20 protein-coding genes and 4 pseudogenes are annotated in these 22,480 nt (G+C 61.0%); 9 read left to right on the top strand and 15 right to left on the bottom strand.

Going from position 1 to position 22,480, the window contains the following annotated elements; all coding sequences use genetic code 11:
• Nucleotides 1-219: transposase domain-containing protein (locus N181_RS28530; protein WP_162267721.1), on the top strand; the 219-nt coding region annotated here is incomplete at its 5' end.
• A 44-nt stretch (nucleotides 220-263) separates the two neighbouring features.
• Complete coding sequence (locus N181_RS28525) at nucleotides 264-470, top strand: hypothetical protein (RefSeq protein ID WP_060564089.1); 207 nt, start codon at nucleotides 264-266, stop codon at nucleotides 468-470.
• A gap of 171 nt (nucleotides 471-641) precedes the next feature.
• Here N181_RS28525 and N181_RS28520 read toward each other — a convergent pair whose 3' ends face one another.
• Complete coding sequence (locus N181_RS28520; protein ID WP_060564091.1) at nucleotides 642-1,616, bottom strand: dienelactone hydrolase family protein; 975 nt, start codon at nucleotides 1,614-1,616, stop codon at nucleotides 642-644.
• 853 nt (nucleotides 1,617-2,469) lie between these two features.
• On the opposite strand from N181_RS28520, the gene N181_RS28510 reads away from it, so the two are divergent.
• Nucleotides 2,470-2,835, top strand: coding sequence for a DUF4440 domain-containing protein (locus N181_RS28510; RefSeq protein ID WP_141322290.1), 366 nt, complete (start codon nucleotides 2,470-2,472; stop codon nucleotides 2,833-2,835).
• A gap of 53 nt (nucleotides 2,836-2,888) precedes the next feature.
• Here the strand turns inward: N181_RS28510 and N181_RS34200 are convergent, their stop codons facing one another.
• The gene (locus tag N181_RS34200) at nucleotides 2,889-3,053 is read right to left on the bottom strand and encodes a hypothetical protein (protein WP_081319045.1); all 165 of its coding nucleotides are present in this window, start codon (nucleotides 3,051-3,053) and stop codon (nucleotides 2,889-2,891) included.
• A 256-nt stretch (nucleotides 3,054-3,309) separates the two neighbouring features.
• Here N181_RS34200 and N181_RS28500 point away from each other — a divergent pair, with 256 nt between their 5' ends.
• Nucleotides 3,310-3,714 (top strand): VOC family protein, encoded by a 405-nt coding sequence (locus N181_RS28500; protein ID WP_060564083.1) that lies wholly within the window; start codon nucleotides 3,310-3,312, stop codon nucleotides 3,712-3,714.
• Nucleotides 3,715-4,434: 720 nt separating this feature from the next.
• On the opposite strand, the pseudogene N181_RS32605 reads toward N181_RS28500, so the two are convergent.
• The 5 genes and pseudogenes from N181_RS32605 to N181_RS28475 form a co-directional block, all read right to left on the bottom strand.
• Nucleotides 4,435-4,820: pseudogene (locus tag N181_RS32605) on the bottom strand (adenylate/guanylate cyclase domain-containing protein); the annotation flags it as partial.
• 212 nt (nucleotides 4,821-5,032) lie between these two features.
• Nucleotides 5,033-5,224 (bottom strand): annotated as a pseudogene (locus tag N181_RS32600) (IS1595 family transposase); the annotation flags it as partial.
• A 70-nt stretch (nucleotides 5,225-5,294) separates the two neighbouring features.
• A pseudogene (locus N181_RS32595) lies at nucleotides 5,295-5,441 on the bottom strand (DUF2277 family protein); the annotation flags it as partial.
• A 68-nt stretch (nucleotides 5,442-5,509) separates the two neighbouring features.
• Nucleotides 5,510-5,842, bottom strand: coding sequence for a GYD domain-containing protein (locus N181_RS28480; RefSeq protein ID WP_060564076.1), 333 nt, complete (start codon nucleotides 5,840-5,842; stop codon nucleotides 5,510-5,512).
• A 736-nt stretch (nucleotides 5,843-6,578) separates the two neighbouring features.
• Nucleotides 6,579-6,980, bottom strand: a pseudogene (locus N181_RS28475) (LysR substrate-binding domain-containing protein); the annotation flags it as partial.
• A 187-nt stretch (nucleotides 6,981-7,167) separates the two neighbouring features.
• Between N181_RS28475 and N181_RS33520 the strand changes: the two are divergent.
• On the top strand, nucleotides 7,168-7,326 hold the full coding sequence (locus N181_RS33520; protein ID WP_153451544.1) for a hypothetical protein: 159 nt from the start codon (nucleotides 7,168-7,170) through the stop codon (nucleotides 7,324-7,326).
• A 250-nt stretch (nucleotides 7,327-7,576) separates the two neighbouring features.
• Here N181_RS33520 and N181_RS28470 read toward each other — a convergent pair whose 3' ends face one another.
• Complete coding sequence (locus N181_RS28470) at nucleotides 7,577-8,953, bottom strand: FAD-binding oxidoreductase (protein ID WP_060564072.1); 1,377 nt, start codon at nucleotides 8,951-8,953, stop codon at nucleotides 7,577-7,579.
• 89 nt (nucleotides 8,954-9,042) lie between these two features.
• Between N181_RS28470 and N181_RS28465 the strand changes: the two genes are divergently transcribed.
• Complete coding sequence (locus N181_RS28465; protein WP_060564070.1) at nucleotides 9,043-10,092, top strand: GlxA family transcriptional regulator; 1,050 nt, start codon at nucleotides 9,043-9,045, stop codon at nucleotides 10,090-10,092.
• A gap of 756 nt (nucleotides 10,093-10,848) precedes the next feature.
• Here the strand turns inward: N181_RS28465 and N181_RS28460 are convergent.
• Nucleotides 10,849-11,466 (bottom strand): cupin domain-containing protein, encoded by a 618-nt coding sequence (locus N181_RS28460; RefSeq protein WP_060564068.1) that lies wholly within the window; start codon nucleotides 11,464-11,466, stop codon nucleotides 10,849-10,851.
• Nucleotides 11,467-11,799: 333 nt separating this feature from the next.
• Between N181_RS28460 and N181_RS28455 the strand changes: the two genes are divergently transcribed.
• A complete protein-coding gene (locus tag N181_RS28455) occupies nucleotides 11,800-14,019 on the top strand; it encodes a tetratricopeptide repeat protein (protein ID WP_060564067.1) in 2,220 nt (739 codons plus the stop codon).
• A 31-nt stretch (nucleotides 14,020-14,050) separates the two neighbouring features.
• Here N181_RS28455 and N181_RS28450 read toward each other — a convergent pair whose 3' ends face one another.
• From N181_RS28450 to N181_RS28430, 5 genes are all read right to left on the bottom strand, one after another.
• Nucleotides 14,051-15,841, bottom strand: coding sequence for an adenylate/guanylate cyclase domain-containing protein (locus N181_RS28450; protein WP_234885981.1), 1,791 nt, complete (start codon nucleotides 15,839-15,841; stop codon nucleotides 14,051-14,053).
• Nucleotides 15,842-15,851: 10 nt separating this feature from the next.
• Nucleotides 15,852-16,469: a DUF924 family protein gene (locus N181_RS28445; protein WP_153451542.1), complete on the bottom strand. Its 618-nt coding sequence runs from the start codon at nucleotides 16,467-16,469 to the stop codon at nucleotides 15,852-15,854.
• 109 nt (nucleotides 16,470-16,578) lie between these two features.
• A complete protein-coding gene (locus N181_RS28440) occupies nucleotides 16,579-17,403 on the bottom strand; it encodes a methyltransferase domain-containing protein (RefSeq protein ID WP_060564063.1) in 825 nt (274 codons plus the stop codon).
• A 2-nt stretch (nucleotides 17,404-17,405) separates the two neighbouring features.
• Nucleotides 17,406-18,827, bottom strand: a complete 1,422-nt coding sequence (locus N181_RS28435; protein WP_060564061.1) for a M20 family metallopeptidase — start codon at nucleotides 18,825-18,827, stop codon at nucleotides 17,406-17,408.
• Entirely contained in the window at nucleotides 18,824-19,234 is a 411-nt protein-coding gene (locus tag N181_RS28430) for a lipocalin-like domain-containing protein (RefSeq protein WP_245290990.1), read from the bottom strand. The genes N181_RS28435 and N181_RS28430 overlap by 4 nt, the downstream gene beginning before the upstream one ends.
• Nucleotides 19,235-19,683: 449 nt before the next feature.
• Here N181_RS28430 and N181_RS28425 point away from each other — a divergent pair, with 449 nt between their 5' ends.
• Nucleotides 19,684-20,925: a flavin-containing monooxygenase gene (locus N181_RS28425; protein ID WP_060564057.1), complete on the top strand. Its 1,242-nt coding sequence runs from the start codon at nucleotides 19,684-19,686 to the stop codon at nucleotides 20,923-20,925.
• A 67-nt stretch (nucleotides 20,926-20,992) separates the two neighbouring features.
• On the opposite strand, the gene N181_RS28420 is transcribed toward N181_RS28425, so the two are convergent.
• Nucleotides 20,993-21,550, bottom strand: a complete 558-nt coding sequence (locus N181_RS28420) for a hypothetical protein (RefSeq protein WP_060564055.1) — start codon at nucleotides 21,548-21,550, stop codon at nucleotides 20,993-20,995.
• Nucleotides 21,551-21,820: 270 nt separating this feature from the next.
• On the opposite strand from N181_RS28420, the gene N181_RS28415 reads away from it, so the two are divergent.
• On the top strand, nucleotides 21,821-22,480 hold a 660-nt coding region (locus N181_RS28415; protein WP_162267720.1), incomplete at its 3' end, for an adenylate/guanylate cyclase domain-containing protein.

The following is a 22,480-nucleotide window of genomic DNA, read 5'->3' as shown; positions in this document are numbered from 1 at the left end:
CGAGCAATCCGGCCCCAGGCCATTACGAGAAAGAACTCACTCTTCGCCGGCAGCGACGGCGGCGGAAGGGCCTGGGCGACCATTGCGACGCTGCTGCAAACGGCGAAGATGAATAACGTCGACCCGCTTGGCTGGCTCACTCAGACCCTCGAACGTATCGCCAATGGCTGGCCAAGCAGCGAAATCGACGCGCTCATGCCGTGGAACTACACAGCCTAAACGGTCTCACCTTGTCGCTTACACAAGACCGGGCGAACTTCCACATGTACGGTGTCCGCGACCCAGGTGATCAAAGCGATACTTTCTTCGCAGATGTCGTCAACCGGCAGGCACTAGAGTTGATGCTCTCAAACGGTTCGATGACTAGCGACGTCGCGAATATGATCATCCGCGGCGACGTCTGGGTGGATGTCCAGATTTATGGCCAGGCTGATGTTGGCCGATGGATTGACGTCACCGTATCTTATTGATCTCCAGGCTACGAGCCGCCGGCCGGTTTTCAGAATTTGGTTGCCAGTCAACTGTGCTGGCGCGTGAACGTGACCAATACCGCCATGAGAGTGGTTGTGGTCCTCATGGAAGCGAACCCCTAGCTTAACAGAGCGCGTCCAAACACCCCCACTCTCGGCTTGGCCGTCGAATCAGTTGAGGTGAAATACGCCCGTCAAAAACTTCTTCACCGCGGCCCGTGCTGCCTCAGTCGCAGCCTTGTCGTAACCCCTTGTCTCACCGGGTTCCATACAAGCATCCGTGTAGGTGAAGGGTTTGCCGGTCGCGACGTTGACGATCTTGCCGTTTTCTTCACGACGCTGACAATTGCGAGACGTTTGTGCACCCCCAACAAAACCCGGCCGCGCATCGGGGACATCAAATCCGTGGTACGCGCCGCGATACTCGGTCATGACAGCGTCCTTCCCGCCGTCGTTGAGGCGCGTGACGTACTCACGGCAGGCAGCAGGCAGGGTCGTGTCGTCCGCCGCGCCATGAAACTCGCGGATCGGTGCATCGGCGACATCCAGTTCATCGACGAACTGAATGTTGCAGGCAGGATAGAACGAAATGTGTGCGGCGATCCGCGTTTTGCTTGGGCCATGGAGAGTTTGGAAGCGCCGCATGCTGGTGTAGAGCGCTGCGGAGCCACCGCGCGAGAAGCCCATAACGGCGATGCGTGACGGATCGATGCGCGGGTGGGCAGCCAGCACGTCGACGGCGCGATAGGTGTCGTAGAACTGTGCGAGAAAACTCAGCCGCGACGGATGTATTTCAACCTCACCTATGCCTCGCCCGCCGAAGCTATCAAGGCGGAACGTGGCAACTCCCATTCTGTTGAGAAATTCGGCCCATCGGGCCACTGCGCCGCTCTTGTTGGTGCCGTGGAGCAGAATGACAGCCGGCAGACGCTCATTCCAACTGGGAAAACGAAGCTGGCCCGTCAGCGTCACAGCAACGGCGTTCGCCGTGTCTCCCTGGAAGAACTGCTCGTCCGTCAAGGTGAGTGACGGCACTGCCAACATCTCGTCTGGCGGAAATTTCGGCCGGGCTTCCCCGGCGTGTCCGTGGGATGTGAACAGTGTCACGATGAACAGAATGAGGGCGGCTCCGATAAAGCGTGCCATGGTAAGCACCTCCCGCTTGGCGAGCAACTTAACACGGTCCGCCGCCAAACCATATGACTCTCCCTCCACTTGTGTCGGATTGATATACAAGTCGCCAGCAAGCCCTTTGCGACATCCGCCGCAAGAATGCTGCCAGCTTCCTAATCCGGCAGAAAGCGAGATTAGTCCGTCGTCGTCGGGCATGGAGGGAGGTTACGCTCCACCAATTCTGCCTCCACACCAGAAGCTTGACGCGCGGTGCGTAGGCATCGTCTGAGAAAGCCCAAGAGCTAATATCTGGCGGGCTGGTGCTCGCTACGTTGTACCCCAATGGTCGACGATGGTCGTAAACAGCAGCCGAAACCGCCACGCCGCCAGGCTTGGTGAGGCCTTCAATCCGCGCCGCGATATTGACCTCGTCGCGTAGAGATTTCCGGCGTCGATCATCACGTCGCCGAGGTTGATGCCGATTCGGAATTTGGTGACCGTCGGGCAAATCGAGCGACAATTGAGCAAGGCAGTCCTGGACTTCGATTGCCGTCTTGACCGCCTCCACAGGGCGGCCGAATTCGGCGAGTACGCAGTCGCCAGCCTCGCCCAAAAATTCGGCCTCCGTGATTTTCGACCAGTCCGGCGATGGTGCGACGACAGGCTTGAAAAGCGCTATGAGTGCGCTCCTCGTCGATCCCTATCAGACAGCTGTAGCCTGCCACGTCGGCCGAGAGGATCGTGGTGAGGCAACGTTCCATGCCCCAACTCCCCCTGTGCCAACGCGTAAATATACGCCAGCATACAAGTCATCCCAGTGCGCGACAGCCATGATATACTCGGCCGCGGCGAGTTTGCTGCGGCCCGCACCGCGTGCATTTCGGAGATGTTTATGGGTGTCCCGCCGGACTTCCAGGTTCTCATGGATCGGATGACCGTCGCATACCGGGCCGGGGACGCATCTGCGTGCGCCGACATGTTCACGATGGACGCTCAGCTGTACTCGCCGTATGCACCTCCTGCGGTCGGCCGGGGAGCGATCGAGGCGATACACCGCGAATGGACAGATGGCGGGGTGCCAGACAAGGAGTTGAAGGTTGTCCAGACTGGGGGGTCGAATGACTTCGCATGGACCCTGAGCAGCTATTCGGAGGACGGAGGCAAAGTCCGGGGAACGTCCTTGGCAGTCTGGCAGCGAGAAGTCGACGGGAACTGGCGAATTCGGCTGTGCAGCCTGAACAGCGACGACTAGGAAGTCGCCACATCAACGTCAGGGACCAGAGACCAACCCTATACCACCCGCTCTCATGGTAGGCTCGGCGGCGCGATGAACTGATAATACGCCCACACCAGGACCAGCGCGGCTATAACCGCGATCCAGATAAGAGCCTTCCGTTGCATTGGCCCGACAGTCCTCTGCTCCTGCTTTGGTTTCCGTCGTTCAAACTTGATGATGTTGTCGTCGCTCATGTCTTCCTCTGGGTCGGCGGTGGACCTCATAGCACATGACAATCTCGCCGGCGAACATCGGGATGCCTATCGGCCCGCCCCCCTCGCTGTCTGACGGTCGTTCAGGCGCAGGCTCAATTTCGTACTTGCCCGGCGACGTAGTAGGCTCAGTCGAATAATTCGGCTATTAGGTAGTAAATGCCGCCGGTCGCCATTTCTGCGAGCGGTACGAGCTGATCTGGCTATGATCTTGCCTGGAATTACCGGGAGGAGAAGAATGTCTATGCTCGCCTTGCATCACGTATCCATCGTCACCGCTGACCTGGGAAAATCACTGCCTTTTTATCGGGAGGTGTTTGGGCTCACCGAGATTCCGCGGCCGAACTTTCCGGTAGGCGGAGCTTGGCTCGCCTGTGGCAGCCTGCAAGTCCATCTCGTCGTCCATCCCGAAGGTACCTTCCGAAAAAATCCTCACATCGACCGCAATGATTGGCACTTCGCTTTCCGCACAGACGACTTCGAAGGCGCTGTCGCACGGCTGACGGCGCTGGGCTTCAGTGAAGACTTGCCGCAGGGCGAACCTAAGTGTCTGCTCGTCTTCCGCTCCGGCATGGCCGGCTTCCCGCAACTCTACCTTCACGACCCGGACTTGAATGTCGTGGAGATCAACGGAGCGCCCTAAGGGATCACCCCTGCAACCGCATCTGATCGCGGGTGATCCCACAGCCGAAGGCGGCCGTCGCGTCCTGTTCTCCTCGGGCGGCGATGCTCGGGCTAAGGCGGAAAGGACGCTGATCTCGAGGATCAAGAAGGCTGAGCCGTGTCGCTTCCTTGGCTTGTGCTCCCGCCGTATCGCGGAAGCGCGCGAGGTGGCGGGGGAATTCCTTGCGGAGTTCCGCGTTTTTTGGCCCGGCAGTGGGGAGAGACCGTATCGCACACCTAGCTCTTCGGCGACCTGGCTGGCCGTCACAGGCCTGCCCTGATATGCGAATGTCGAGACGTAGCTGCCGATAAAACTCTCCATCGCCACAAGCGCTGGGATCGCAGCCTTGGCCGCAAGCCCGATCTTTCTCGCTCCGTCACCCACAAGCGGGTGGGCCTGGCTCAAAACGCAATCTCGCCGCAGCGCTCGCGCGGTTGGGGCGCTTGGGTTGGTTTGGGCCGGCAGCAGCAGAAGCTGTGCCAGCCCTGATTATACTGCTCGACGACGGCGGTGTCCGCGAGGAGGCCGTGCGAAGCGCAGGGTCACCAATCTCGAGGCCTACGACCCGTTTGTTCGCGGGCGCGCGCTCGCGACGCAATCGCTGCGGGAAACGAGGGCGGCTCGCCCGCTCCTAGCCAAGGCAATCGAAATCGATCCAGGCTTTGCCGGGGCGAATGCCTGGATCGCGATGAGGTCTTGCCGGTCGGCAAGGGCGTTGATCACCTTGCCGACGACTTCGTCCTGCAGGGCGAAGATATCCGCGAGGTCGCGGTCCAGGCGTTCGGCCCAAAGACAGCTGGCGCTGGAGGCGTCGATGAGTTGCGCATTGATCCGACCCGTGCTGCCGCCCTTCTAACGCTTCCCTCGATGAGATAGCGAACCCCCAACTCCTTGGCGATCATGCGTAAATACATCGACCGATCCCTGTAGGCAAAACTCGAATGACGGGCGATTACCAGGAGACCATCGACTTTGGAAAGATCGGTGATGAGGTCTTCCGCGAGGCCGTCGGCGAAATACCCCTGCTCCGCATCGCTGCTCAGGGTGGCAAACGGCAGCACGGCAATCGAAGCTACCTGCGGCAGTGCCGGCACGGCATCCGGGCCGCCTGCCCATACAGATGAAACGGGTGTCGCAGTTTCCCAGGTCACCCGGAAAATCCGAACGGAACGGGCAATGTTCTTCAGCGCGCACCCAGCGGCTTTGTTCCTGAGCTTCTTTATCTTGCGGCTATTTCTCATGCGGCCACGTCCTTTGCTTCATCGCTGAAGCGACGTGCAGCGAACCTTAGAAAGCTGCCCCTCAGTGGCTCGTCCTTCGTCCGGAAGGGGATGCTCGTGTCGCCGATCTCGACGATCTCGTCAAATCCACCCAGCTTCTTACGGTTGGGATTGACCATGGCGCGACGCAGTTTGTGCAGAAGCAGCCACGCCGTCTTGTAGAAACCGATGCCGAGCTTGGCCTGTAGCTGAAACGCGGAGATGCCGTCTTTCGAAGGGGCTTTGACGGCAACCTTGCGCCAACTTGAGACCTGACTGATATCTCCGCTGCGTGACTTGTGCGAACCGGATCGCCGTTCTCGCGCGCGCCTTTGCCGCCACTTCCTCGCGATCGCGAGGAGGTTGAGAGGTCTCCAGCGAATCGAGCAGCTCGCGGGCGCATGCCGCGATCGAACTGACCGCGCGCTCGAACGCGGCCTCAGTGCGCGCCAACACATCGTTTCTGGCAACGGAGGTTCGATCCGCTGCCAGAAATGTTTCAACCAGTGGCCTGCTTATTTTGCCGGGGGCTTGTAGGAAGATGCGATTTTACCCGCCTTCTCTTGCGCAGCCTTGAATTCCGCGCCCGTGTAGGCTCGCACGGTTTTGACATTCGATACGGCTCCCGATGCGCTAACGACGAGAAGTGCGGGGATCAGGTCAGCACCATCGTCGAATTCCGTGATTGCCATCCAGTCGGTTTCGCCGGTCGTGAGGTAGAAAGAATGCAGTTTCCCGCCCGCTGCTTCCATGATGCCACGGGCCGCCTTTTCTCGGTCCGATGGATTGTCAATCATTCCCTTCGCTGACGTGGCCGTATAGCACCCTGTGGTTACGAACAGTGGCATAGGACATCCTCCCTCGATAATTGGCCAGATCGGGTGATCTGCCGAATACTCACTATCTCAAAAATCTTGGCTTTAGACGAGCGTCGGACCGCAGAGCGCTAGATTGGTCGCCGCCTATCTCGGCGCTGTCATGGGGCCTGCCCCCGCAGTCGGCGGCCAGCGACGGGGGTTGACCGTCGGCCGCTAAAGAGCACATCAGTTCCCCGGAATGACCGACGGTAGATGGGTGATTGGGGTCTCGGACGATAGCAGCAGATCGGGGTGTCCTAGATTTCGATTACGAGCCGAGGATCGAAGGCAGCCCCCTCTCCAGCATACCCGCGTGGGTTGGCGATCACCCTGCTCTCACCAACCCGGTAGTCGACTTTGTGATGTTACAACATCGTTCGTCTTCCGAAATTGCTCAGATCGACGGGAGAAGTGTGTCTTGAGGGAGCCAAATAGTCCGATATGACCGGAAGACCTGCCTTGATCAGCCTGATTCCGGCCGATACCCGTCGAAAAATCGCGCCCACCGCAATATCTTGCGGTAACACAACTCCCCGCCTGCGGGGAGAGATGTCCGGCAGGACAGTGAGGGGCAGAACTCCAGCGCCCAACCTCACCTCTCCCGCCCCGCTCCCGGGTAGCTCCGCTCGACCCACGCCACAAAAAGCTAGCGCCGCTTCCGAGAGCGCATCGAAGCGCCGCGTAACGATAAAACGCCCGCCAGGCACCGAGATATCGAAAGGCTGGATCAGCCGGCCGGCGGCGATATCGTCGCGCGCGTGTCGCGGTCGATCAGACCGACACCGCTGCCCCTGAGCGTCGCCTGCAACACCATCGAGCCATCGGCGAAGATTGCGCCGCGCTCCAGCTTGACCGGAGCCGCACCGGCGGCTGCGGTCCATTGTTCCCAAAGCTGCCAGTTTTCCTCGTGCAAGAGCGCGTGCTGCTGCAGGTCTTCGGGCCGATCGAACGGCCTCCCGGAGGCGGCCAGCGCCGGCGCGATCACCGGGATCATCTCGACCTTCGCCAAGGGCCGCACCTCGACCCGCGGCCAGGTACGGGCGGTGACGCTGTGGCGGATGGCGATGTCGGCGTCACCGCCGCGAAACTCGACCAGCCGGGTATCGGCGTCGATCACTAGGTCGATATCCGGGTGCTCTTCCTAAAATTGCTGGAGATGCGGCACCAGCCAGCAGCCGGCAAGGACGGCTCGGCGCTGACCTTCAGCGTCTGCGAAAGTCGGTCCCCCGAAAGCGCGTCGAGGCTTTCGCCGACCATGTCGAATGCCGGTGTCAGCACGCCGAGCAAGACGCGGCCGTCAGCCGAACGCCGCGGTGATGTCGTTCGAACAGCGGGCGGCGGTGCAGGAGCTATTGGCAATTCAGCCCAAGTCGTCGATCGAACAGTTCAAGGCCGCTGCTCCGACGAGGCATGTGCCGCGGTTCTTCGAGCAAGCTCTCGAGGGATTGCGGCAGGCGGGCTTCCCGGAGAAGTAATTCGAGGGCCGCCTTCAACAAAATTCCACGGCAGAACGCGACGGAACTGCTGAAGATCAATTTCGATCCGTCGCTTGCGGCACAAGCCCCTTATGCAAACCCTGAAGACCTCGCCCGGTACGTTGTGGGACTGCGATTGGCGGGCCCCCCAGAATAGCTGCCTCCTTGCGGGAGGAGACGAGACACCTCTCAAATCCCCACCTCCCACTCCGGGTAGCCGACTAGACTACCGCTTACGTTCCGCCCGACCTCATTGCGGCAGAATGTTTTGGTTCAAGTGGAAGAGATTGTCTGGATCGTAGTTGCGCTTGACCTTCTGAAGCCTTGCGTAGGTTTCAGCACCGAACGCGTCGCGAAGCAGAGTCTCACCTTCCCCAAATCCGGGAAAGTTCAGATACAGGCGGCCGGTGGAATAGGGCTGCATGTCCGCCCAGACGTCGCGAACCCACTCGATGTTGGTATCGTCATCCGTCGGATCGGACCAAATCGCATCGAGGCTCAGCATGAAGGGCATCGAGCGGTCGCCAAAGGCGGTGGCATCGGCGGCAACCCGTTGTACCGCACCGCCAAACTTCCAGATCGAGGCAAACGTCTTCTCGGACGGGCGTTTCGCCACGCGCTTGGTGATATCGGCGATAACGCCGTTGTCGAGACCTGAGAGGTATGTCGATTTCCAGTAGCAGCGGTCGCGGCCCGTGGGAAACAATCCGTCGTAGATGGACTGCAGCGCACGGTATGGCATGCGGCCGCTGAAATCGAGCAGCGGTTCACCAAAGCTGCGCAGGGGCTGCGTGACACGCTCACCCTCGTCAGCCGGACCGTCATAGACAGTGGCGAGCGTCAGCACACGCTTGCCACATGCGTATTCCGGATACGCCGGATCACTGGGTATGGTGGAAAATTCCGCGAGACCGCTGACTTCTTCCGGTGCCGAGGCCATGTAGTCACGCCATTGCGGAAGGATGTCGTTGGCGCGCTCTTCAGGATAGGCGGGAGCGCAGAACATCAGCTCCTCGGCGATCGGATGTAGGCGAAACTCAAAGTTCACGACGATGCCGAAGTTTCCACCGCCTCCCTTCAGTGCCCATAGCAGGTCAGCGTGCTCCGTCTCGCTCGCATGGATCAGGTTGCCGTCCGCGGTAACCACATCGGCGGCCACGAGATTGTCGCAGCTAAGGCCGTGCGTTCCCCGCAACCAGCCAATGCCACCCGACAATGTAAGCCCGGCCACACCCGTCATCGAAATCAGCCCGCCCGGCGTGGCGCGTCCAAAAGGCGTCGTTGCGGCATCGACGTCGCCCCAGGTGGCACCGCCTTCAACATACGCCCGGTCAAGTCCAGATGTAACGCGGACAGCATTCAGCGGGGACATGTCGATCATCAGCCCTCCATCACAGACGGCATAGCCGGCCACATTGTGTCCGCCACTGCGAACGGCAATGGCGAGCCCGTGGGTGCGAGCGCGGTTCACCGACGCAATGACGTCGGCGGCATTACGGCATTTGGCAATCAGCGCGGGCCGCCTGTCGATCATCCCGTTCCATACGACCCGCGCAGCGTCGTAAGCGGCGCTTCCCGGTTTGAGCAGTTCGCCGCGCAGCTCATTACGGAGTGCTTCATCCGTCATGTCGAGACCTCCTCTGGGTTTGCAGGAGTCTAGTAGCGTCGGACGTTTCGGACTAAGGTCGAAAATGCTGAAAGGCGGTCGTTTCTGCCATGCTCGAGCAAAACAGCCGCACCAACGTTGCCATCCTCGCGGTGCCGGAGGTCACGGCCTCGGCGTTGTTCGGCATGTTTGACCTATTTTCTTCACCTGGCCGGGACTGGTCCTACATCGTAAGTGGTGAAGCAGGCGAACAGCGCATGCAGCCCTACATCGTCGCTCGATCCCGTGATGGTTTCGAAGCCGCGAATGGCATCCGGGTGACGCCGGAGTATGATTTCAACGGATGCCCGCGCCCTGACATCGTCTGCATCCCGGATTTCTTCGTCAATCCGGGCGAAAGCGTTACCGGACAGTACGAACCGGAAGCGAGGTGGCTGAAGCGGTCGCACGAGGACGGCGCGATGTTGGCCAGCGCCTGTTCAGGCGCGGTGTTGCTCGGCGAAGCCGGGCTGCTCGTCAATTGTGATGCTACAATTCACTGGGGCTATGTCGCGACGCTCACCAACAACTATCCGGGCGTCCGGGTGAGAGTGGATCGGTCTCTCGTGCTGAGCGGCGAAGCGCAGCGCATCGTCATGGCGGGCGGCGGATCGAGCTGGCAGGACCTCGCACTTTATCTGATCGCGCGGTTTGTCGGCCTGAAGGAAGCAATGGAAGTTGCCAAGGTCTACATGCTGCAATGGCATGACATGGGACAGCAGCCATTCGCATCGCTCGTGAGCCTACGGCAGACAACCGATGAGGCGATCAACAGATGCCAGCGCTGGCTGGCGATGAACTACAAGACTCACGCTCCGGTCTCCGCGATGGTCGCACTTTCCGGCCTTCCGGAACGCTCCTTCATCCGGCGCTTCACCAAGGCCGCAGGCATGACGCCCCTTGACTATGTGCATGCGCTGCGCCTCGAGGAAGCCAAGCAGATGCTGGAGACCACCGATCTGCCGATCGAGGCGGTCGCCAACGAAGTTGGCTACGAGGATGCGAGCTTCTTCGGCCGTCTGTTCCGTCGTGAGACCAGCCTGACACCCGGACACTATCGCCTGCGATTCGGCTCCTTGCGCAGAACGCTGAAGGACAAGAACGGACAAGCTGATTGTTGAATCACCGGGCGCGCAACTGATGGGAGTGGTCGGCGGCGAGGCGGCGAGTTCCTTCAATATCCAGAGAAACACATCGGAGCTCACTTCTTCGGGATACCCACAGAATAGCGCACCCAGTGCGAGGCTGGCCGCCCGCATGGCCGTGGCCCCAGTAACAGGCCGCCACTCAATACCAGAGCGACGGAACTGAAGACTTCGTAAACGGGAGGCAGCGGTCGCATCGCAGGCTTGTACCAACTTCCTGGCGGCCATCGCGTCCTCCACAATGCCTAGTTTCCCTTCGCTCCCGCGACGAGCCCCAAGCCCGTAGGTGTATTTCGGCGTCGGGAGCTTCCTGGCCAGCAGCACGGCTACCCACGCGACGACCATCCAAGGACATCCGATAGGTCGTGCACGGCGTCTGCCAGCAGCGCCTGGAATTTACATAAAAGCCCGAGAGCGCCTCGATTGCTGCGAACGCGGTGTTGGGGCCGATGCCGAGAGAGCACAGTTCCGAACCGTGCTGGCGCGTAAAGGTGACCAAGACCGCCATGAGAGTGGTTGTGGTCCCGATGGGATGAGTGATGCTCACGTTCAGGGTGGAGGATGTCCGGCGAAGGCTTCCCCGGCCAGCAGTTGCCTGATCCGCATGACCTCAGTCTCAACTCACAATTGGCGTTTGTGATGGAACGAACCACCTTCCCGCTAGTTCCAAGCTCCTACCGAATGCTCCAAAAGCCCACCAAAGTGCCATGAGCGCCCCGCAAAACGAAAGCCTCAGTCGAGGCTGGCAGGCGACGAGAACGGCCGATCGGCGTCCACCACGAAGACGGCCAACTGGTCGAGAGCGACTGTGCCGGCGCTGAACACCTCCATTGGCGTGTCGGCCCCGTGTCCGACCATGGTCGTGCCGGCTTCGGCATAGCTCACCCCGTGGGGCGTTCTCTGGCCGACCTTGCCTGCCAGCACATAGAAGGCCTCCGATCCCGGATGTGTATGGATCGCCGTCTTGACGCCGGGCGCGCCGCCGCCGCGGTTGACGCGCAGCAAATACTCGCTTGCGCTGATCGGCGCGACGGGGCCGATCTCGACGACCTTGGTTCCGCCGGGCGTAGCGCCATCCTTCGGTCCAAGCGTGAACAGCCAGACCTTGCCTGCGATGTCCGCCGCCAGCGAGGTCGGACCCGCAGCGCCTTGGGCCTGCTCAAGCGTTGGGAAATTTTCCAACCGCCAGTACAGCGGCCCGGAAGGCAGTTCCTTCACCTTTTTCTCAACCACCGGCTCGACGACGAACTTGCCATCTGCCGGCACCGAGGCCGACGTCATCAGCCCGAAAGCACACAGTGAGAAAATAAGCACACCGATACGGCGCGCACTGATTAATCGCGGCTTCATTGTTGCTCCTCCCATCGATGCAACGTGTCCACGATTGCGGTTGGGCGGCGGTTGGGATGATCCGCATGTGTCAGCCTTCGATCGGGCGGGCCGGGAACCGCAACCACCGCCCCTGCCTACCGCCAATCTCACGCCAAACTATGATCCACTTGGCAGCTTGGCGCAAGCGAGTGACTGATGGTCGATAAACCTGCGCGCGCATCACCAACATCGAGGAGTTCCTCGACCCCGATTGGCGCAGCCGAAAATCCGGCGCACGCCGATCGCAGACTGGGATGCGAACGCTAACTATCCTATAATTGTAAAGACGCTGTTCTGCACGGGAAACCCCTCATGCAGCGGAAGCTCGCCGCAATTCTGGCCGCCGACGTCGTTGGTTACAGTCGCCTTATGGAGATCGATGAGGCGGACACGGTAGTGCGGCTAGGAAGCACCCGCGAGAACCTGATCGACCCGAAAATTTCCGCCCACAATGGCCGGGTGGTCAAGCTCATAGGCGACGGCGAACTGATCGAGTTTCCCAGTGTGGTCGACGCCGTAAGATGCGCCGTCGAAATCCAGCAAGCGATGGCCGAGTGCAATGAGGAGCTACCCGCTGACAAACGGCTCGAGTTTCGCATCGGAGTCAACCTCGGTGACGTCATCGTCGAAGGCCAGGATATCTATGGCGACGGCGTGAATGTCGCGGCAAGGCTCGAAGAATTGGCCGATCCAGGAGGCGTGCTGATCTCAGGAACGGCATTCGATCACGTCGAGAGGAAGCTGGACTACGGCTTCGATTTTGTCGGTGAGCGGCAAGTCAAGAACATCGAAAAGCCGGTCCGCCTCTATCGAATTCGCCTTGGCAACCATGATCGAACCACGGCCGCCAACGCACGAGCGCGGCGTCATCGGCCACGGCTCTGGATTCCCGCCGCGGCGGCCGCTCTGGCGCTGGCAGCCGGAAGCGTAGTTTTCTGGAACGGCTTCCGCGCGCCGCCGCGCGAGTTGGCATCAAGGACCCGGATGGAGTTCCCCTTGCCCGACAGGCCGTCCATTGCGGTCCTACCATTCACCAACCTGTCCGGGGAAGCGGGGCAGCAGCATTTTGCGGACGGTATGACGGACAGCTTGATCACCGATCTGTCAAAGAGTGCCGATCTGTTCGTCGTCGCCCGGAACTCGACGTTCGCGTATCAAGGCAAGACAGTGGCGGTCAGCCAGGTCGCCGAAGAGCTGGGTGTGCGATACGTTCTGGAGGGTAGCGTTCAGCGTGCGGGAGACCGGCTCCGCGTCAATGCCCAGCTGGTTGACGCGCTCACGGGAGGCCATGTGTGGGCCGACCGCTTTGATGGCAATGTTGCCGATGTTTTCGGCGTTCAGGATGCGTTCGTCACCAAGATTGTCGAGGCGCTGAAAGTCAATCTCACGGGAAATGAGAGGATGGAGATCGCCCGCGGCAGGACGGACAGCCTGCGGGCGAAAGAGGCATTCGACGAGGGATGGGGTCTCTATCTTCGTTTCAATGCCAAAGACAATGCAGCTGCCGTCGCGCCGCTCAAGAGAGCAATTCAGCTCGATCCCGACTACGGACGCGCCTACGCCGCGCTCGCTCTGGTCTACTTCAGGATCGAAGACTACGCCTGGCACGAGGAGGTCCTCTTCAGAGACGATGATTATGTTTGGAACCAGCAATATGGAGCACCTCCGAAGGTGGCCATGTACCGAGCGCTCGAGCACCTGGAAAACGCCACGCGATACCCTACGGCTCTCGGATATACGGCCCAAGCGCTGGCCCATCTGCGTTTCGGTCGGGCAGACGATGCGCGCCGCGAAGCCGGCCGGGCGATTGAACTCGATCCTAACGATCCTGAAGCGCAAATCGTCATGGCTTGGGCGCTGACGACTTCAGGCAAACCAAGCGAGGCCATGTCTTTCGTCGAGAAAGCGCTTCGCCTTAACCCGAACTTCCCAAGCCATTATGTCCTTGCCCATGGGGTTGCGCTGTTTGCCGCAAACGATCTGGAACAGGCGGAGGAAGTCTTCGACCAGGGAGCCAAGATGAACCCGAACGCCACCGCGCTCATGCCGCCGTTCGCATCCGTACTTGCTGGACTCGGTCGCCGGGACGAGGCAAGGCGCAAGCTGCTGAATTGGCGGCCGGAAACAAATCAGGCCGCTCTCGAAGACCTGGCGCGCGATTATAAGTTCCCCATTCGATGGGCACCTGAACACAAAGCGGTGCGGGAGCGCTTGCTCGACGGCGTCCGAGCTGCCGCCCTGCCGCTGGACATGACCGTTTCGAGCCTCACAGCCGAACTCAAGCTGGGCGATCCCGCTAGCCGGCGGATCGCCGCCAAGCGTTTGGGTTGGTTTGGACCGGCAGCAGCGGAAGCCGTGCCAGCTCTGGTTATGCTGCTCGAAGACGTCGAAGTCCGCGAGGAGGCCGTCCAATCCTTGAGAAAGATCGGGCCGGGGGCCAAAGCTGCGGTTCCCGCGCTGGTGGCAATGGAGCACGAGAGTTTCATCGGCAGCCACGCCAAGGACGCGTTGAAGGAAATAAGGGGCTACTGACGGCAGTGTGTATTTAGCAGGTCAGCAGGCTCTAGCCCTGTTCGTGGACCCTCATTCTGGCAGACCCGCCTTGATGTAGCCATCGATGAAGTGCTGACGGTCTGCATCGTTGCGGAACGGCTGCGTCTTGCCCCACTGCCGTGCCGAAAAATTCGGAAAGGAACTCCCTCCCCGCCTCGCGCGCCTCCGCGGTCCGCCCCAGTTGCGCGAGCGCGGCGGCGAGATTGCGTTTTGAGCCAGGTCCACCCGCCTGAGGATGGCGGAGCGTTTCGGCAGCATCCTGATACCGACCGGCGGCATACTGGGCCCAGCCGAGGAACGAGTAGTGGTCGCCTGGAGGATAGGGGTCGAGGCGAAAACTATTCTCCGCGCACTCGACGGCCTCAGTTGCACGCCCCTCGAACACCCGGAGATCGGCAAGATGGGCCCACCCCGCAGCGTGATTGGGATTGAGGCGAAGCCCCTGCTCGAACTCGGCCACTCCCGTTTCGAACTCGCCCTCATAGGCACGCAGGTAGCCCAGCACGATATGCGCGTCGGCGTTTTCCGGATCGATCTCGACGGCTTTCTCGGCGGCAGCACGTGCGGCAGCGCGATGCTCGTCGATAGGCTCGCCATAATATAGCGCATCGAAATGGTGGCTCATCGCAAGCCAGGCATGCGCACCGGCAAAGCCCGGATCGATCTCGATGGCCCGAGCCAGGAGCGGACGGGCCGCCCTTGTTTCCCGGAGCGATTGCGTCGCGAGCGCGCGCCCGCGAACGAACAGGTCGTAGGCCTCGAGATTGGTGACCCTGCGCTTCGGAAGAGGTTTCACCGACGGCAGGGCGTGGGCAAGGGCGTTGATCACCTTGCCGACGACTTCGTCCTGCAGGGCGAAGATATCGGCGAGGTCGCGATCCAAGCGTTCGGCCCAAAGACAGCTGGCACTGGAGGCGTCGATGAGCTGAGCATTGATCCGCACCCGTGCCGCCGCCCTCCGCACGCTTCCCTCGATGAGATAGCGAACCCCCAACTCCTTGGCGATCGTGCGTAAATCCATCGAGCGATCCCTGTAGGCAAAACTCGAATGACGGGCGATAACCAGCAGGCCATCGACCTTGGAGAGATCGGTTATGAGGTCTTCCGCGAGGCCGTCGGCGAAGTAATCCTGCTCCGCATCGCTGCTCAGGGTGGCAAACGGCAGCACGGCAATCGAAGCCACCTGCGGCAGCGTAGGCACGACGTCCGGCGGGTCGAACCCCCGCTGTCCAGCTGAAGCCGGGCTTGGAGCCCAGCTCACACGGAAGACCCGTATGGGACGGGCAATGTTCTTCAGCGCGCACTCGCCCTGAGCGACGAACCGTACCGGGAGCTTCCTATCGACGTGTTCGTGAACGCTGTGGGTTATCAGCACGCCGCCTGGTTCGGCCATGGCCTCCAGCCGCGCCGCGACATTTACGCCGTCTCCGAACACGTCTTCCTGGTCCGCCAGGACATCCCCGAGGTTGATACCCATGCGGAAAGCCAGTCGGCGACCTTGGGCAACGTCCTTGTTCCGCTCGGCTGTCGCTCGCTGGACATCAACGGCGCAGCGCACCGCCTCGATGGGGCTTGCGAATTCCACCAGGAAGCCGTCCCCTGCCGTCTTGAAGATGCGCCCTCGGTGTGTTTCGACCGCTGGCCGGACGACATCTCGCAGCAACCCCTGCAACCGCTCGTGGGTGTCCTCCTCGTCGCGTTCCATCAAGCGGCTGTAGCCTGCGACATCAGCCGCAAGAATGACCGCCAGCTTCCTTTGGGGTCCGGCAGAAACCAGTGTGGATTCGTCGTCGTCCGGCATTATGGGACCATCAAGTGTCGAGTGGGAGCGGGCGCAAATGTGGGAAACGGCCTTCGGCCAGATATGTCTCCTCTTCCGGAGTTGACAGCCTGCCGAGCACTGCGTTGCGGTGAGGGTGGTGGCCGAAGGCCGCAATCACTTTGCGCACTTCAACAGGCTGTTCGGCAGCGAATGCGTATCCCGGCCGCAGATGCGCCGGTGCCTCGGCGAGTACCTCCTGCCCTAGCGTGATCGCCCGGTCGAGCCGCTCAAGGTGATCGGGTCCCTCGCAGTGCATCAGCGGCAAGTTGTAGATAGTCTTGTACCAGGGCGTTTCCAATGCGTCGTAATGGCCGTTCAAATAGCCTTCGAGCGCCAGGGCAAGTGCTTTGCCGTCCTGCGAAAAGGCCCGCGGCGTACCGCGCCACAGCGAGCGCGGGAATTGGTCAAGCACAATGATCAGAGCCAGCCGACCGTGCGGATCGTCCGCCCAATTGTCGAGCTCGCCGAGCGTAGCTTTTTCGGTCGCTTCGGCGAACTGGGCCCTGATCTGGTCGTCCGCCCCTCCACGCATTCGCCACTTCCAATATTCGCCGTGGGCTCGCGCATCGAAATCCGGCCTGAGCCTCTCCGGGAAAAAGAAGTCCAGAATGCCCTCCCATTCGGGATGTCTACAGAGTTTGTCATCGCAGCACCCGCATTGTTCAGCGCTGTGTCGTTGGCTCGTTTATATTTCGTTCGGCATTCGAGTATTCACGTCAAACTGCGTGTGCGACGTAGGCGTAGTAGACAGACGAGCCGAAAAACACCCCTTGGGCGCTTGCGTCGAGGACTTCGCCGACCCACGCCGTTGTTTCGGCTTCGCTCAGAATTCCGGCCTTCGGTGCCAACTTCGCGAAGGACTCAACGGCGCTCTTCCAATAGTCGGCGGTGCCGACTTCGGTGACGATCGCCGGCATGACAGCGTCCACGGCAAATCCGGCATCCTTGAGCAACCGCGGCATCTGGCGAAGGATGCGCGGGTTGGTCACCAGCGATGCGATGATCGCGTCATCCATTCGCCTCGATCTCTCCGCGTCGGCGAGCTCAAACGTCAACGATGCGAAGTCTCCGTCGAAGATGGCGGCGACTCCGTCGGGACGCAGCACCCTGCGCATCTCCGCGAGGACTTTGGCGGGATCATCGAGATGGCTGAACAGCGTGTGGGCAATGACGGCGTCAAACGAGGCGGCCCCGAGTCCAAGCGCATGCGAGTCGCCGCATTCGAACCGCACGCGCCCGCTCAGCTTCTCGGAGTCGGCGAAACGGCGGGCCGCTTGGACGAGATAGTCGCTGCGGTCGATACCGAGAACCGTTCCTTCAAATCCGGGACGAGCCGCGATGGCCCGAGCCGCGATACCCGTGCCGCAGCCGAGGTCGAGGACCGCCGACCTGCGGTCAATCTCCATGCGATCGAGATAGTCGGAGAGCGGCTTGGCGAAATAGGGATGATGTCCGCGCACTTCCAGCCGGCCGATCATGACGTCGAGGGTATCCTCGTCGAGTTTGTCTGTAATCCGGAATGGGTCAAGAGCTGCGGGCATCCTCAAAGGTCTCCGCGCGGAACTCGGTGACCGATTCTAACCACAGGCTCTTGCGGAGTGCCTGCCTCGCCCACGTCCCAATAGATGCCAGCCATCACTGCGAGGCCTTCGCGGATGAGGGCCGCGGGGAGGTGTTCGTTCGGCGCATGCTGGGAGCATCCCGGATAGGAGTGCGGAACCCAGATTGTCGGAAGTCCTAATATCTCCGAGAAGATGTCGTTTGGCAGCGAGCCGCCGAGGTTCGGCAGGACGGCTGGTTTCCTCCCTGTGGTCCGGGCGATGGAGTCGACGGTCCAGATTACCCAAGGATGATCGGGATCGAGGCGCGTGGCGTAAAAGGTCTCCTCGCTGGACTTGGCTATCTGGACCGCCGTAAAGCCATGCCCATCAAGATGCCGACGCAGCGCCGGAAGGACATCGTCAACGTCGATCCCGACGACGAAGCGCAACTGGCATCGAGCCCAAGCGCGAGGAGGAATGGCGTTGACGGGCGTTTTCGGGTTTCCCGCTTCGTAGGCAAGGACCGTGAACGACGGCCATCCGAACACCTTCTCCGCAGGCGACAGGCCCGGCTCGCCCCACCCGGGGTCAATCCTGGCGTCTCCGCCATCTTCCAACTCGCAGTCGGCGAGCGACCGCTTCACGTTCTCCGGAAGCGCCTCCGGCAGCCATTCCGGCACCAGGATTTTCCCAGTGGCGGAGACGAGGGTCGATATCGCATGGGCGAGCTGGATCGCCGGATCGGACAGCAGGCCGCCCCAATTGCCCGAATGATGCCCGCCCTTGCGCGCGTCGATCCAGATGTCGAAGCTCATCGTCCCACGCGACCCGAGGAAGACGGTCGGGCGTGCGGCCGAGAGCCTGGGACCGTCGGATGCGATCAGAACGTCCGAGCGGAAGAGTTCCCTGTTGCTTTCGGCTAGTTCCCGCAGGCCAGGGGAGACCTTCTCCTCTCCCATCTCGATCAGGTATTTGGCGTTGAAGCCAAGCTCGCCACGCGTCTCCAGAACGGCGCGCAGCGCCGCGATGTTGATCGAATGCTGGCCCTTGTTGTCGGCCGTGCCGCGGCCGAACCACTTTCCGTCGCGCTCCACGAGTTTCCAGGGCGAGAGCCCCTCGTACCAGTCCTTGTCGAGACCGCGCACGACATCGCCATGGCCGTAGCCCAGCACCGTGGGCTTCCCCTCGCCCTCGATGCGCTCAGCATAAAGGAAGGGCCATCCATCTTGCGAAAGCTCGCGGCAGGCAAATCCAAGCGCTTTGAATGCGGGTCTGATTTCGGTGTCGAGATATTGGGCCAGAACCGAAGCACGCTCAGGGTTTTGGCTCTCCGTCGGCATGCCGACCCGCCGCGCAAGATCGGCACGGAAATCACCGGAATCGAAGTAGGCTTCTGCCCTTGCTATGGCGGCGTCACGTGTCATGGCGTCGAAGCCCCTTCCACCTTTTGAAACTCCAATCGGTAGATGACTTCCTCGCCCGTCACGGGGTCTATGGCCGATGCGTCGCTGATCAGCAACCTGTCGCCGCTGATCGAAAATGGTCGGATTAGGTCGGATAGCCCCCAAGCCGGATTCCAGCTTGCGTCAACGTGATGGATAACCCTGCCGTTTTCGACGGTATAGGAACCGCTATAGGCCAGCATGGAATCGAAAAGGGCGACCTTTTCATCGTCCGTGAGCCTGGGACCCTTCGGTACGGGCCGCCCACGACGGACGACCAATGCCATGACGCGGCCGTCCGCCTGGTAAGAGAGAAATCCCGTCGGCTCTGGACCCATGGCGTCGGTTACCTCGCCGGAGGCAACGACTTTCCGTGTCCATGAGAGCATTCGCCAGGTTCCGAGCAATGCGGATGCATTTGGCATGCTGCCCCCTCCAAACGGCCCCGCAGGATCACCCACAATACCATGGGCGTGGGCGTACGCACCACCGAGAAGAGTATACCGTGCCTTTTTCTTGCTGCGGGCGTAGCCTCTGGTCTGGCCCCAGGAACGAGCATGGGGATAGCAGCGCGCTTTCCCGCATTCGGTCGTTGAGATTGGGGATGCTGCTGGCATGCGGACACAGAAACGAACAATGCCTTTCTCCTTAGGGTTGATCGAACTTCCATGTTACCGTCGCATCCTCGCTGCGCGGTCCGTTGGCCATCCTTGTATCAATGCCTATCCAGGAGAAGGCAGATGGCGGCGGAACACACCGCCAGCAGGTCCGCCTGAACGTTGATCCGAGGCCGTCGCGCTTCGATTCCTATGATGCCGTTTTGTTGGGAGGATGTGTCATGGCGGGGATACTTGACGCGGTTGTCGTAGGAGCGGGCTCGGCCGGGCTTGGGATCAGTTATCTCCTCAAGCAGCAAGGTCGCGATCATCAGGTGCTTGAACGGGGCCGCATCGGAGAAACGTGGCGGACCCAACGCTGGGACTCCTTCCGCCTGAACTCGCCGAACGTCCGCTCGTTGCTGCCTGGTGATGCCCCTGAAGTGCCTGACCCCTGGGGTGCCAGCACACAGCATCAGTTCGTCTCCTATCTCGAGAGCTATGTCGAGCGGCACCATTTGCCGGTCATAACCGAGACTCCGGCAGAGAAGCTGACCAGAGATGACGGCCTCTTTCTCGTGGCGACACCGCGCGCTTTACTTCGGGCCCGCAACGTCGTGATAGCGAGCGGTAGCTTGAACTGTCCGAAGCGACCGCCTGTGTCAGCGGAGCTGCCGATAACACTCCGCCAACTCGATTCCTCGACCTATCGCAATGCCGCCGAACTGGCACAAGGTGCTGTTTTGGTGGTCGGCAGCGGTCAATCGGGTGGCCAGATTGCCGAGGACCTGGCACTCGCGGGTCGCTCGGTCTTTCTGGCGACGAGCCGAGTCGGCCGTCTGGTCCGCCACTACCGCGCCTGCGACATCTTCAATTGGATGACCCTGTCCGGCTATCTCGACATGCCGCGAAGCGAAATCATCCCGCCCTCCGGGAAGCTGCCGCCGCGAGGCTTGCTTGGTGCCACGCACACCATCAGCCTGCAATCGCTGAGCGCCCAGGGCGTCGTGTTGCTCGGGCGCTTCTTGGGCATGAGGAATGGTAGCCTGGTATTCGGCGACGACCTTGATGAGCACATACGCTTTGCCGACGAGAGTTCAGCGAACGTCAAGCGCTTTATTGACGATTACATCCGGCGCGCCGGGCTGAACGCGCCGCCAGCCGACGACGACCCAGCCGAGCTGATCGCACCGCGCCTGCCCTATCCACCGATCCGCTCAATCGAATTGGCGACGAGCGGCATAAGATCGGTGATCTGGTGCACAGGCTTCAGAGGCGATTTCCGGTGGATCAAAATCCCGGACACCATCGGTGACGACGGCCAGCCTATTCACGAGGACGGGATCGGATTCGTTCCTGGACTGTATTTTTCCGGCCTCGATTTTGCCTCGACACGGAAATCGGGAATCATAGCGGGGGTTGCTGAGGAAGCAGCGCGTCTGGGGAACCATATCGCCAGGAGATCGGCGAGTTACTTCAATTAGCTGACACTTGCATAGGCAGCGCGTTACAGCACCTTGTGAAAGGCGGCCCTCACGCCGTGATCTAGTTTCAGCACTCCGGCGCGACCGGCCGAACCTCTCTCAAGTAGCGCTCGATGGGTGCGAGCCCCTCTATGCCAGGCATGTTTCTTACGGCCTCGTCCGGCCCGCACCACGGGTAAGGCAGGCCGGTGATCCAGCTCATGATCCTGTCGAGCTCTTTTGCCGGAAGGATTTGCATCTCATCGATGGAGATGATCAGCTTTTCGACGAGGCACCGAGCGTCGGACGAGAAGTACCAGTCATAGCGGCCGCTCCCAACCCGAATGACACCGTTGTTCTTGGCTGACATGCCGACCAGCCAATGGCAGGGAAAGTGACGCCGATTGGCCGCCGTTGGCCCCGCCAGGCAGAAGCTGTAGACATTCTCGAAGTCGTTCGCGAAGCGACGGCAGAGGATTTCTTCGATCGCGGCCAGTCCGTTGGCCGAACTTGGAAAGGAAATGGCCTCGGTCTTCACGACCATTTCGAGCTGTACATCTTCAGCGAAGACGCGGCGCATCAGGAACGGACGGTTCCCGTCCTTGGCACAAAAATAGGTGCTGACGGCTTCATAGGGGCTCGGCATGGGTCTCTCTCCCTGCTCCAAATCTAGTCCCATTACCTGCTTCCCGCCAGAGTCCCCGGGTTCGTCAGTTGCGCCAAATTCGGTGGCTACAAGGCTTGATCATCTTCGCCATCGCGCAAGGCGAAGCCCCAGATCGTCGGGCATGCGCCTTGTCGTGTCGATTGCAACGGGCGTATGTTTCCTCGTAAGGCCGGATTGGCCGCAAACATCTCAGGCCACAAAAATTAGTTGTGTTGCGCTTTGCAACCAGTTGAGGAGCCTACCGCTCGAATGGCCGAAGAACGCATCCAGCGCCGTCTTGCAGCAATCGTCGTCGCGGACGTCGTTGGCTACTCGCGATTGATGGAGGAGGACGAGGTTGCGACGCTGGCAGTGCTGAAGGAGCGCCGGGCGGCAATTCTCCAGCCTATCGTGCGCGCGCATGGCGGCCGCATTGTCAAAGTGATGGGAGACGGGGTTCTCCTGGAGTTTCCAAGTGCGGTCAATGCCATGTCCGGAGCGATCGAGTTGCAGCGGAAGATGGCGGATGCAAACGCTGCCTTGCCGGAGGCGCGCCGTATCGTCTTGCGCATCGGGATCAATCTCGGCGATGTCGTCATAGACGGCAGTGACGTCTATGGCGACGGCGTCAACATTGCCGCAAGGATACAAAGCCTCGCCGAGCCGGGTGCCATCTACGTGTCGGCGGGCATCCGCGATCAAGTCAAGCGGAAGCTCGCGCTCGGCTTCGGTGATCTCGGGCCGAAATCCCTGAAAAACATCGCCGAAGAGGTTCATGTCTATCGCGTACTCTACGAGCCCGCCGCCACGAAGGATCACGCAGGAAAGGCGCAGCTGCCGCTGCCTGCCAGGCCGTCCATCGCCGTGTTGCCGTTCACCAATCTGAGCGGGGAAGCCGAATACGACGTTTTCGCAGACGGATTGACCGAA

Source organism: Sinorhizobium fredii USDA 205, from assembly GCF_001461695.1.
In the GTDB taxonomy this organism is placed as follows: domain Bacteria; phylum Pseudomonadota; class Alphaproteobacteria; order Rhizobiales; family Rhizobiaceae; genus Sinorhizobium; species Sinorhizobium fredii.
The sequence above is the reverse complement of the archived record's forward strand: the minus strand, read 5'-3'. Positions and strand labels throughout refer to the sequence as shown.

Bases quoted from the DNA above. Each gene is read 5' to 3' on its own strand.
- N181_RS28525 (WP_060564089.1), top strand. From the start codon at position 264: ATGTACGGTGTCCGCGACCCAGGTGATCAAAGCGATACTTTCTTCGCA.
- N181_RS28520 (WP_060564091.1), bottom strand. From the start codon at position 1,616: ATGGCACGCTTTATCGGAGCCGCCCTCATTCTGTTCATCGTGACACTG.
- N181_RS28510 (WP_141322290.1), top strand. From the start codon at position 2,470: ATGTTTATGGGTGTCCCGCCGGACTTCCAGGTTCTCATGGATCGGATG.
- N181_RS34200 (WP_081319045.1), bottom strand. From the start codon at position 3,053: ATGAGCGACGACAACATCATCAAGTTTGAACGACGGAAACCAAAGCAG.
- N181_RS28500 (WP_060564083.1), top strand. From the start codon at position 3,310: ATGTCTATGCTCGCCTTGCATCACGTATCCATCGTCACCGCTGACCTG.
- N181_RS28480 (WP_060564076.1), bottom strand. From the start codon at position 5,842: ATGCCACTGTTCGTAACCACAGGGTGCTATACGGCCACGTCAGCGAAG.
- N181_RS33520 (WP_153451544.1), top strand. From the start codon at position 7,168: ATGTCGTTCGAACAGCGGGCGGCGGTGCAGGAGCTATTGGCAATTCAG.
- N181_RS28470 (WP_060564072.1), bottom strand. From the start codon at position 8,953: ATGACGGATGAAGCACTCCGTAATGAGCTGCGCGGCGAACTGCTCAAA.
- N181_RS28465 (WP_060564070.1), top strand. From the start codon at position 9,043: ATGCTCGAGCAAAACAGCCGCACCAACGTTGCCATCCTCGCGGTGCCG.
- N181_RS28460 (WP_060564068.1), bottom strand. From the start codon at position 11,466: ATGAAGCCGCGATTAATCAGTGCGCGCCGTATCGGTGTGCTTATTTTC.
- N181_RS28455 (WP_060564067.1), top strand. From the start codon at position 11,800: ATGCAGCGGAAGCTCGCCGCAATTCTGGCCGCCGACGTCGTTGGTTAC.
- N181_RS28450 (WP_234885981.1), bottom strand. From the start codon at position 15,841: ATGCCGGACGACGACGAATCCACACTGGTTTCTGCCGGACCCCAAAGG.
- N181_RS28440 (WP_060564063.1), bottom strand. From the start codon at position 17,403: ATGCCCGCAGCTCTTGACCCATTCCGGATTACAGACAAACTCGACGAG.
- N181_RS28435 (WP_060564061.1), bottom strand. From the start codon at position 18,827: ATGACACGTGACGCCGCCATAGCAAGGGCAGAAGCCTACTTCGATTCC.
- N181_RS28430 (WP_245290990.1), bottom strand. From the start codon at position 19,234: ATGCTCTCATGGACACGGAAAGTCGTTGCCTCCGGCGAGGTAACCGAC.
- N181_RS28425 (WP_060564057.1), top strand. From the start codon at position 19,684: ATGGCGGGGATACTTGACGCGGTTGTCGTAGGAGCGGGCTCGGCCGGG.
- N181_RS28420 (WP_060564055.1), bottom strand. From the start codon at position 21,550: ATGCCGAGCCCCTATGAAGCCGTCAGCACCTATTTTTGTGCCAAGGAC.